The 10497-nt window shown below is 73.5% G+C and carries 10 protein-coding genes and 1 pseudogene; 6 read left to right on the plus strand and 5 right to left on the minus strand.

The window, feature by feature from the left end; translation table 11 throughout:
* Nucleotides 1-8 precede the first annotated feature (8 nt).
* Together F8279_RS10780 and mqnP are read left to right on the plus strand one after the other, a co-directional pair.
* A complete protein-coding gene (locus F8279_RS10780) occupies nt 9-1466 on the plus strand; it encodes a menaquinone biosynthesis decarboxylase (protein WP_091414353.1) in 1458 nt (485 codons plus the stop codon).
* A complete protein-coding gene (gene mqnP / locus F8279_RS10785; protein WP_091414355.1) occupies nt 1466-2371 on the plus strand; it encodes a menaquinone biosynthesis prenyltransferase MqnP in 906 nt (301 codons plus the stop codon). The genes F8279_RS10780 and mqnP overlap by 1 nt, the downstream gene beginning before the upstream one ends.
* Nucleotides 2372-2399: 28 nt before the next feature.
* On the opposite strand, the gene F8279_RS10790 is transcribed toward mqnP, so the two are convergent.
* The gene (locus F8279_RS10790) at nt 2400-3365 is read right to left on the minus strand and encodes a terpene synthase (protein WP_091414359.1); all 966 of its coding nucleotides are present in this window, start codon (nt 3363-3365) and stop codon (nt 2400-2402) included.
* A gap of 143 nt (nt 3366-3508) precedes the next feature.
* Here F8279_RS10790 and F8279_RS10795 point away from each other — a divergent pair, with 143 nt between their 5' ends.
* Complete coding sequence (locus F8279_RS10795) at nt 3509-4153, plus strand: UbiX family flavin prenyltransferase (protein ID WP_091414361.1); 645 nt, start codon at nt 3509-3511, stop codon at nt 4151-4153.
* A 57-nt stretch (nt 4154-4210) separates the two neighbouring features.
* On the opposite strand, the gene F8279_RS10800 is transcribed toward F8279_RS10795, so the two are convergent.
* A complete protein-coding gene (locus F8279_RS10800) occupies nt 4211-4477 on the minus strand; it encodes a BldC family transcriptional regulator (RefSeq protein WP_091414363.1) in 267 nt (88 codons plus the stop codon).
* Nucleotides 4478-4734: 257 nt separating this feature from the next.
* On the opposite strand from F8279_RS10800, the gene F8279_RS10805 reads away from it, so the two are divergent.
* The 3 genes from F8279_RS10805 to F8279_RS10815 are packed head-to-tail and all read left to right on the plus strand — an operon-like array spanning nt 4735 to nt 7183.
* On the plus strand, nt 4735-5193 hold the full coding sequence (locus tag F8279_RS10805) for an Lrp/AsnC family transcriptional regulator (RefSeq protein WP_018787850.1): 459 nt from the start codon (nt 4735-4737) through the stop codon (nt 5191-5193).
* A 42-nt stretch (nt 5194-5235) separates the two neighbouring features.
* Nucleotides 5236-6078: an SDR family oxidoreductase gene (locus tag F8279_RS10810; protein WP_151499839.1), complete on the plus strand. Its 843-nt coding sequence runs from the start codon at nt 5236-5238 to the stop codon at nt 6076-6078.
* Nucleotides 6079-6088: 10 nt separating this feature from the next.
* On the plus strand, nt 6089-7183 hold the full coding sequence (locus F8279_RS10815; RefSeq protein WP_151499840.1) for a PLP-dependent cysteine synthase family protein: 1095 nt from the start codon (nt 6089-6091) through the stop codon (nt 7181-7183).
* Between the two features lie 15 nt (nt 7184-7198).
* Here F8279_RS10815 and F8279_RS10820 read toward each other — a convergent pair whose 3' ends face one another.
* The 3 genes and pseudogenes from F8279_RS10820 to F8279_RS30560 all read right to left on the minus strand — a co-directional run.
* A complete protein-coding gene (locus F8279_RS10820; protein ID WP_091414369.1) occupies nt 7199-7819 on the minus strand; it encodes a putative glycolipid-binding domain-containing protein in 621 nt (206 codons plus the stop codon).
* A gap of 98 nt (nt 7820-7917) precedes the next feature.
* The gene (locus tag F8279_RS10825) at nt 7918-9807 is read right to left on the minus strand and encodes a DEAD/DEAH box helicase (protein WP_151499841.1); all 1890 of its coding nucleotides are present in this window, start codon (nt 9805-9807) and stop codon (nt 7918-7920) included.
* Between the two features lie 189 nt (nt 9808-9996).
* Nucleotides 9997-10497 (minus strand): annotated as a pseudogene (locus F8279_RS30560) (hypothetical protein); the annotation flags it as partial.

Here is a 10497-nt window from a genome sequence, read left to right on the forward strand (position 1 = left end):
ATGGGGATATGGCGGCTCGCTTCCCGTACACCGATCTCAAGGATTTCCTCGCGGCGCTGGAGCGTGCGGGCGAGCTGCGGCGGGTGAGCGCGCCGGTCGACCCCACGCTGGAGATCAGCGAGATCGTCACCCGCACCGTCCGGGCCGGCGGGCCGGCGCTGCTGTTCGAGCGCCCCACCCGGGGCGAGATGCCGGTGGCGATCAACCTGTTCGGCACCGAGAAGCGGATGGCGATGGCGCTCGGGGTGGAGCACCTCGACGAGATCGGCGAGCGGATCGGCGACATGCTCAAGCCGGAGCTGCCGCAGGGCTTCTCCGGGATGATGGGCGGCCTGGGTAAGGTCATGCAGCTCAAGTCGATGCCGCCGAAGAAGGTCAAGACCGCCCCCTGCCAGCAGGTCGTCTACCGCGGCGACGACGTCGACCTGAACCGGCTGCCCGGGTTGCAGGTGTGGCCCGGTGACGGCGGGATCTTCCACAACTTCGGGCTGACCCACACCAAGCACCCGGAGACCGGCAAGCGCAACCTCGGGCTCTACCGGCTCCAGCAGCACAGCCACAACACGATCGGCATGCACTGGCAGATCCACAAGAACTCCACCGCGCACCACGCGGTCGCCGAGCGGCTCGGCCAGCGGCTGCCGGTGGCGATCGCGATCGGCGCGGACCCGGTGGTGGCGTACTCGGCCAGCGCGCCGCTACCGGCCGACATCGACGAGTACCTGTTCGCCGGGTTCCTCGCCGGTGAGCGGGTCGAGATGGTGGACTGCCTGACCGTCCCGTTGCAGGTGCCGGCGCACGCGCAGATCGTGCTGGAGGGCTACATCGAGCCGGGCGAGCGGCTGCCCGAGGGGCCGTTCGGCGACCACACCGGCTTCTACACGCCGGTCGAGCCGTTCCCGGTCATGCACATCGAGTGCATGACCATGCAGCGCGACCCGGTCTACCACTCGATCGTCACGTCCCAGCCGCCGCAGGAGGACCACGGCCTCGGCAAGGCCACCGAGCGGATCTTCGCGCCGCTGCTGCGCTTCCTGATCCCGGACATCGTCGACTACGACCTGCCCGCCGCCGGGGTGTTCCACAACTGCGCGATCGTGTCGATCCGCAAGCGCTACCCGAAGCACGCGCAGAAGGTCATGAACGCGATCTGGGGCGCGCACATGATGTCGCTGACCAAGCTGATCGTGATCGTCGACGAGGACTGCGACGTGCACGACTACAACGAGGTCGCGTTCCGCGCCTTCGGCAACGTCGACTACGCCCGTGACCTGATGGTCACCGAAGGGCCGGTGGACCACCTCGACCACGCCTCGTACCAGCAGTTCTGGGGTGGCAAGGCGGGCATCGACGCGACCCGCAAGCTGCCCGAGGAGGGCTACAGCCGGGGCTGGCCGGAGGAGATGCGCATGTCGCCCGAGGTGGTCTCGCTCGTCGAGAAGCGCTGGAAGGAATACGGGATCTGATGACGGCGGCAGTACAGGAACGGCCCGGCCGGGTCTCGTCCTTCCTCAAGCTCGTCGCCATCGAGCACTCGGTCTTCGCGCTGCCGTTCGCGTACCTGTCGGCGCTGACCGCCATGCAGCTCGACGGCGGCCGGGTGCGCTGGCTCGACCTGCTGCTGATCACCGTGGCGATGGTCGGCGCGCGGACGTTCGCCATGGCCGCGAACCGGATCCTCGACCGGCGGATCGACGCGCGGAACCCGCGTACCGCGAACCGGGAACTGGTCACCGGCGCGGTGAGCGTGCGGACGGCCTGGACCGGCGCGGCCGTCGCGCTCGTGGTGTTCCTGGCCGCCGCCGCCCTGCTCAACCCGCTCTGCCTGGTGCTCGCGCCGCTCGCCGTGGTGCCGCTCGTGGTCTACCCGTACGGCAAGCGGTTCACGAACTGGCCGCACGCCATCCTCGGGGTGGCCCAGGCGGTCGGCCCGGTCGGCGCCTGGCTGGCGGTCACCGGCACGCTCGACGGCTCCGGCCCGGCCTGGCTGCTCGGTGCCGCGGTCGGGCTCTGGATCGGCGGCTTCGACCTGATCTACGCCTGCCAGGACGCCGACGTGGACCGCGAGATCGGGGTGCACAGCGTCCCCGCCCGGTACGGGCTGCGCTTCGCGCTGCACGCCTCCACGGTCGCGCACGTGGTGACGTTCGCGCTGTTCATCTGGTTCGGCGCGTGGGTCGGCTTCGGCTGGCTGTGGTGGATCGGGCTGGCGCTCACCGCTGTCGCCTTCACCTACCAGCACATGGTGGTCAGCCCCACCGACCTGAGCAAGGTCAACCGGGCGTTCTTCACCGCCAACGGATTCGTCGGCATCGCGTTGTTCGTCCTCGCGCTGCTCGACCTGGTGATCCGGCTCGGCCTGCGGCCGTAACGGCGACGACCGGGCCGCCGCACCCCGGTCAGGACGCCGCGGCGACCGGATAGCGGGCGCTCTCCAGCGTCCAGTCGACTGTGCCGCGCACGGCGGCGGCCAGGCCGTCGAGGTGGATGGCGACCGCGTCGTCGAGCGTCGGACCGAACGACGGCGCCGCCGCCAGGAGCGCCGCGAACCGGTCCATCTCGGCACGCCAGTGCGCGGCGACCAGGTCGACCGCCGCCGGCACCGGCACGCCCCGCTCGGCGGCCGTCGCCAGCACCAGGTTGTGCCCGCCGCCGGTGGCCCGGTCGCGCTCCAGCGAGGCGACGTCGTTGAACCAGGAGAGCAGGTCGTTGGCGAGGCCGGCGAGCCGCCGCAGCGCCGGATGGTGGTAGACCGCGTCGGGCAGCGGACGCCCGGACGCGAACTCGATCAGCGGGTACGACACGTACGCCGCCGACGTGGCCCGGCGCAGCCGCACGTACTCGGCGATGCCCGGTGGGCGGCCGGACGTGGTGGCGGTGGCCTCCCGGTACACCCCGTCGAGGTGGTCGGCGACCGCGTCGGCGAAGCGCAGCCGCCACCGGGCCGGCATCCGGCGGCGCGGCTCGCGCCACGCCTGCACCAGCAGACGGCGCAGCGGGCCGGAGAAGCCCGGATGGCGGGCGCGTGGACCCTCGCGCAGCAACGCGAGCGCGCCGTCACGCAACGCCCGGATCTGCGGCGGGGTCAGCCCGTCCCGCCCGTCGCAGGCGTCGTCGACGAGGAAGAACCAGGTGAACAACGCGGTCAGCACCCGCAGGTCGGGCTCGGTGGCGTCCGGGTAGAGGCGGCCGGCGTACCGGGCGAAGCCGGCCCGCGCCAGCCGTCGCCGGGTGGCCGGGTCAGCCGGCAGGCCGAGCCGGTCGACCTGCTCCACCAGCCAGCCCTGCACGTCGTCGGCGTACGGGGAGAGGCGGGGCGGGATGGGGCAGTCGGAACGGAGCGCCCGCAGCACCGCCGCCGTCATCACCGGCCCCTCCGTGGAAGTGGATCGCCGATCGAAGAATTTCACGTCGCGGGAAGTTCCGTGAACCCTCTGGACATCCCGGGCGGACCGACCGAACGGGGGTCGCCGCCCGCCGTCCCCGGCGACCAGGCACGCTTGGGGGCATGCGCGAACCATGGGTGGTGGGTGTCTCCGGCGCGTCCGGGACGCCGTACGCGGCGGCTGTCGTCCGGGGCCTGCTCGACGCCGGCCAGTCCGTGGACCTGATCGTCTCCCGGGCGGCCCGGCTGACAGTGCTGGACGAGACCGGCCGGCCCTTCCGGGACGCGCACTGGGCCGAGGACCTGGCCGCCTGGCTCGACCGCGACCTCACCGGCGCGGACCTGCGGCACTGGCCCGCCGGTGACCTGGCCGCCGGCCCGAGCAGCGGCTCCTACCCGGTACGCGGCATGGCGGTGGTGCCGGCGAGCACCGCCGCGTGCGCGGGCATCGCCATCGGGCTGTCGAAGGATCTGCTCCAGCGCGCCGCCGAGGTGAACCTCAAGGAACGCCGCCCGGTCGTCGTGGTGCCCCGGGAGACGCCGGTGACCCGCAGTCACCTGGAACATCTCATCGCGCTGCACGACGCCGGCGCGGTGGTGCTGCCGGCCAGTCCGGGCTTCTACGGCGCAGGCGCGGCGGCGTCCGCCGGGCAGCTCGTGGACTTCGTGGCCGGGAAGGTGCTCGACGCGCTCGGTGTCGAGCACACGCTGTTCCGGCGGTGGTCCGGCGAACTGGCCGCCGGTCGCCGGGAGGCGGATCCGGACTGATCGGCCCGGTTGCCGACGTGCGGGGCGCGGCCCTCGGCCGGACCGCGCCCCGCACGTTCAGTACATGCCGGCGTTCGCCGGTCCGGGGCCGGTGGAAGCGGCCGGGCCCATGTTGCGGGCCTTGCCCATGTCCTCCGCCTCGTCCAGCATGCCCTCCCCCTCGAGCAGGGCCCGCACCTCGGATTCCCGAAACCGGCGGTGCCCTCCTGGAGTCCGGATACTGCCGATCCGGCCGGCCGCTGCCCATCTGGTCACGGTCTTCGGGTCCACCCGAAACAGCGCAGCGACCTCACCCGGTGTCAGCAGGCGATCTCCAGTGTCCACAGCCCCCTCCTCGCGTCGACGAAGCCCCCGGCTGAACACACTGCCCCCGGCCGGTGCGAGCCCAGAGCCGTCATGAGGGACGTATGGCAATTACAGCACCGGCTACCGGACGTGTCCGCCAAACGCGAAAAACGCACACACTGGGAAGGATAGGAAATGGTACCGGTGGAGAACCCCCGTGATCGTACGTTTGTGAGGGGTTGATCCACGGGTACCGGCAGTGTTCCATGGTCGCCGAACGGATAGGGTCACTCTCCGTGGACACGATCGACCTGAGCCTCGTGGAGCTGTTGCGGGGCAACGCCCGTCTGTCGTACGCCGAGCTGGCCCGTCAGGTCGGCCTCTCCGCCCCGGCCGTGCACGAGCGGGTCGGCAAGCTGGAGTCCAGCGGCGTGATCCGGGCGTACCGGGCCGAGGTCGAGCCGGAGTCGATCGGGCTCGGCGTGACAGCGCTCATCGGCATCATCGAGGACTCCGACGCGGACACCGACGACGTGCTGGAGTCGTTCCGCCGCATCCCCGAGATCGAGTCCTGCTACTTCATGGCCGGCGTCGAGTCCTTCCTGCTGAAGGCGCGGGTCGGCACGATCGCCGAGCTGGAGCAGTTGATCGTCCGGCTGAACCGGACGGCGGGTGTGGCGTCCACCCGCACCAGCATCGCCCTGTCGACCAAGTGGGAGAACCGCCCGCAGCCGCTGGAGCCGCCCACCGCCTGACGCCTCTGGCCCCGGGCCGCCGGTTGCGGTTACCGTGCGCCGATGACGAGCTCGGGACGCGGTGCCGCAGTGGTGACCGGAGCGGCCGGCGGGCTGGGGCGGGCCATCGCCGCCGCGCTGCACGCCGACGGCTGGAACGTGCTGCTCACCGACACCGACGCCAGGGCCGCGTCGGCCGCCGCCGCGTCGCTGGGTGGCTGGTCCCGCCCCCTCGACGTACGCGACGAGTCCGCCTGCGCGGAGGTCGCCGCCGAGGCGGCGGCCGCGCCCGGCGGCCTCGGGCTCTGGGTGAACAACGCCGGCATCCTGGTCACCGGCCCGTCCTGGGGCCACGACGCCCGGACCCGCCGCGCCGTGGTCGAGGTGAACGCGCTCGGCGCGATGAACGGCACGCTCGCCGCCGTCGCGGTGATGCGCGAGCAGGGCCACGGCCACGTGCTCAACGTCGTCTCGCTGGCCGGGCTGATCGCCGCGCCGGGCGAGACGGTGTACGCGGCCAGCAAGCACGCTCTGCTCGCGTTCAGCCTCGGCACGGCGAGCGACCTGCGGATGGCGGGCGTCCGGGGCGTACACGTGTCGTGCCTGTGCCCGGACGGGATCTGGACGCCGATGCTGCACGACAAGCTGGACGACCCGGGGGCGCTGGCGTCCTTCACCGGCTCGCTGCTCACGCCGGAGCGGGTGGCCGCACGGGCCGTCCGGCTGGCCCGCCGGCCCCGGCCGGTGGTCAGCCTGCCGCGCTGGCGCGGCGCCCAGGTGCGGCTCCTGGACGCCTTCCCCCGGCTCGCCCTGGCCCTCACGCCGGTGATCCGGGCCACCGGACGGGCGGGGCAACGGCGGCAGGCCCGCCGGGTCCGGGAAAACCCGAGCCCACCTCGCTTGTAACGTTGCCGACGTGACTCACTTCGACCGGTGCGACGAGGCCAGCCGGCGCTGGGTGACCGAGGCGATCGCCACTGTCGAGGCGGACGCCAACCGCTCCGCCGACACCCACCTGCTGCCGTTCCCGCTGCCCCGCGAGTGGGGGATCGACCTCTACCTCAAGGACGAGTCGGTGCACCCCACCGGCTCGCTGAAGCACCGGCTGGCCCGCTCGCTGTTCCTCTACGGGCTCTGCAACGGCTGGATCGGCCCGGACACCACCATCGTCGAGGCGTCGTCCGGCTCGACGGCCGTCTCCGAGGCGTACTTCGCCCGGATGCTCGGGCTGCCCTTCATCGCGGTCATGCCCGCCTCCACGTCGCCGGAGAAGATCACCCAGATCGAGTTCCAGGGCGGACGCTGCCACCTGGTGCAGGACCCGTCCAAGGTCGTCGTGGAGGCGCGCTGGCTCGCCGAGGACAGCGGCGGCCGGTTCATGGACCAGTTCACCTACGCCGAGCGGGCCACCGACTGGCGGGGCAACAACAACATCGCCGAGTCGATCTACGCCCAGCTCGCGCTGGAACGGCACCCGGTGCCCGCCTGGATCGTGGTCGGCGCCGGCACCGGCGGCACCAGCGCCACCATCGGCCGGTACGCCCGGTATCGGCGGCTGCCCACCAAGCTCTGCGTGGTGGACCCGGAGAACTCCGCCTTCTACCCCGCCTGGCAGGCCGGCGACTGGTCGGTGCGCACCGACCGCGGCTCCCGGATCGAGGGCATCGGGCGGCCCACCGTCGAGGCGTCGTTCCTGCCCAGCGTGGTGGACCGGATGGTGCAGGTGCCGGACGCCGCGTCGCTCGCGGCGATGCGGGCCGGCTCGGCGGTGCTCGGCCGCCTCGTGGGCGGCTCCACCGGCACCAACCTGTGGGGCGCGTTCGGGCTGATCGCGCAGATGCGCGCGGCCGGGCGTACCGGCTCGGTGGTCACGCTGATCTGCGACCCGGGCGACCGGTACGGCGACACCTACTACTCCGACGAGTGGGTGGCCGCGCAGGGCCTCGACCTCGCGCCGCACCTCGCCACCATCGACCGGTTCCTGACCGACGGCACCTGGCCGGCGGCCTGAACCGGACCCGGACGGTCAGCGCGGGTCGACCCGCTCGGCCAGCCCCGGGTAGCGCACCACGAAACCGTCCGGGTCGACCTCCAGGTCGGCTGTGAACGTGTCACTGGAATACCGCACCCGGCCCGGGCCCAGCGAGGTGTAGACCTGCTCGGCGGGCACCACGGCCAGGCCGGGCAGCAGCACCCAGGCCACCGACACGGCGGTCGCCAGGTCGGCGGGCAGCCGGCCCAGCCCGACCCGGCGGATCGGCAGCGTGTTCGTCAGCGGCGAGCCGCCCAGATCCACGTCGAGCGCCTCGGCGAGCCGGCCCGGGTCGTCGGTGCCCGGCAGGCCCGCCGGTGGGTGGCCCGCCGCGCTCAGCGCCGCGTCCAGGTCACCCTCCTCGCCGGTACGCACGCGCCACCCGTCCCGGCCCCGCTCCAGGCGTACGCTCCGCGACCAGCCCGCGCCCTCGGACTCGACCTCCAGCCGGTTCGTCGACCAGTCCGGCCCGACGGCGAGGCGGTACCGGCACGTGTACGGGATCGGATCCACGGCGAGCGCCACACCCTGCGCGGTCAGCCCCTGGCCGTCGTCGAGCACGACGTGCTCGCAGCCGGCGGTGTCGGTCCGGGCCCAGAAGAGCGACTTCGGCATGGTCCGGACGTTACGCGACCCGGCGGTCGGCGGCAGCGGATGCGCGAACGCCGCCGCCGAGCAGGTGCTCGACGACGGCGTCAGTGGGTGCGCTCAGATCAGTGGGTACGTGCCGGCGGGCGCCCGCCGAAGCCGCGCCTGTCGTCCCGGCCCCGCCCCTCGGCCCGGAAACCGCCGGCCCGGCGCTCGGCCGGACGCGCGTCGCCCCGGTCACCGAAACGCCGCTCGGCGTGCGGGCGGTCCTCCTGGCGCCGGTCGCCGAAGCCGCGCGAGCCACTCGGCCGGTCGTCGTACCGCCGCTCGTCCCGGTCGTACCCGCGTCCGGCCGTCGGCCGCTGCCGGTCCCCGTACGGCCGGTCGGCCCGCTCGCCGAAGCGCCGGTCGTCGCCGCGCGGGCCGCGGTCGTCGGACCGCTGCTCGCCGAAGCTCCGGCCGTCGGACCCCCGGTCGCCGAAGCTGCGGTCGTCGCGACGCTCCGGCCGCCCGAAGCGGCGCTCACCGCCGCCGGACCGCTCGCCCGAGTAGCGCTCGCCGGTCGGCCGGTCGCCGAACCGGCGGTCACCGCCCCGGTCCGCGAACCGGTCGCTCGACCGCTCGCCCGCAGGCCGGTCGCCGAACCGGCGCTCGCCCCGGCCGTCACGGTCGCCGAACCGGCGCTCGCCACGGTCGGAGAAGCTCCGGCCGCCACGGTCGAAGCCCCGGCCGTCCCGGTCGCCGAAGCGGCGCGAGCCGCCGCCGCGTCGCGGCTCCGGCTCGTCCCGGACCGGTACGCCGCTGGGCTCACGCGCGCCGGTCAGCTCGGCCAGCGCCTCGTCGCCCGCCCGGACCCGGGTCTCGGCCGGCTCGACGCCCGCCTTCTCCATCATGGCCAGCGTGGTGCGGCGCTGCTTCGGCAGCACCAGCGTCGCCACCGCGCCCGACTCGCCGGCCCGGGCCGTACGCCCGGCCCGGTGCAGGTAGTCCTTGGGGTCCTTCGGCGGGTCCACGTGCAGCACCAGCGAGACGCCGTCGACGTGGATGCCCCGGGCCGCCACGTCGGTCGCGACCAGCACGGGCGTCCGGCCCTCGCGGAACTCGGCGAGCGTCTTGGTGCGCATGCGCTGGGTCTTGCCGCCGTGCAGCCCACCGGCCCGCACACCGACGGCGGCGAGCTGCTCGACCAGCCGGTCGACGCCGAGCTGCGTACGGGCGAACAGCATGGTGCGGCCCTCACGGGCGGCGATAGACGCCGCGACAGCGAACTTGTCGTGCGGCGGGATCAGCAGCAGGTGGTGATCCATGGTGGACACGGCCGCGGTGGCCGGTGCGGTCGAGTGGGTGACCGGGTCGGTCATGAACCGCTTGACGAGCGTGTCGACGTCGTTGTCCAGAGTGGCCGAGAACAGCAGCCGCTGCGCGTCCGCCGGGGTCTTCGCCAGCAGCCGGGTGACCTCGGGCAGGAAGCCCATGTCCGCCATCTGGTCGGCCTCGTCCAGCACGGTGATCTCGACGTCGTCGAGCCGGCACACGCCCCGCTCGATCAGGTCGCCGAGCCGGCCCGGGGTGGCCACGACGATCTCCACGCCGCGGCGCAGCGCGTCGATCTGCCGGTCGTACGGCACCCCGCCGACGGCGGTCTTCAGGAACACGCCGACCGACTTGCCGAGCGGCACCAGGGCGTCGTTGACCTGCATGGCAAGTTCACGGGTGGGGACCATGATCAGGGCGCGGGGGTGAAGCGGCCGGGCCCGGTTGCGGTCGGCGACCCGGGCGATCACCGGCAGGCCGAAGGCGAGCGTCTTGCCCGAGCCGGTCTGGCCCCGGCCGAGGACGTCGCGGCCCGCGAGCGAGTCGGGCAGCGTGGCCCGCTGGATCTCGAACGGGGTGGTGATGCCCTGCCGGGCGAGCGTCTCGACGATCTGCCGGGGCAGGCCGAGCGAGGCGAAGTCGACGGTGTCGGGCGTCGGGTCGACGGACGGGGACGTGCTGGATTCAGCGAACGTGGTCAAGAAATGCCTCTCGAGCGGGGCGCATCTTCGCGATGGCCCGCCGCGGCCTGTCACGCCGCCGAATCGCCCGCAAGATCGCCCATGGGCGCGCAGTCGGGGCGCGCCGGGTCAGTGATCGCACACAAGTGTACGGCGGATCGGCGAGTCCGCCAGGGCAACGCGAGGCCGTAGTGGGCGGGCTCACCCCTGTCACTCGATGAGCATGGTCCCGGTCAGGCTGCTCAGCGCGTCGTTGGCCAGGAAGACCACGAGCAGGCTGATCGCGACGAGCATGATCAGCGCGATCCCCAGCACGACGACCACCTTGGTGGTGCCGCCCCGCGCCGCCGGGCTCTCCTCGGACCAGCCCTGGGCCAGGATGTGCCCGGTCAGCGATCCGGAGTTCTCCAGCGGGTTGCCCTGCGGGAACGTCACGGTGGCGAAACCGGGCCCGTCGGTCCCGCCGTACACGGTGGCGGCGAGATCCGGCCCGCCGGGCTGCGGACGTACCGGACGGGTCGTGTCGCCGTCGCGGGCGGGCGTGGCCGGCGGCGGCCAGGTCGGCAGCGCCGGGGCCGTCACCACGGGCGGCGGCGGTGCCGACACGGGGGCGGCGGCCCACGACGGCAGCGCAGCGTCCGGCGTGCCGGGCGTGGCCGGCGGCGCGATGGGCGTGGTCGGCGGCGACAGGGGCGCGGCCGGCGGGCCCGG

Source organism: Micromonospora sp. AMSO1212t, from assembly GCF_008868145.1.
Taxonomy (GTDB): domain Bacteria; phylum Actinomycetota; class Actinomycetes; order Mycobacteriales; family Micromonosporaceae; genus Micromonospora; species Micromonospora tulbaghiae.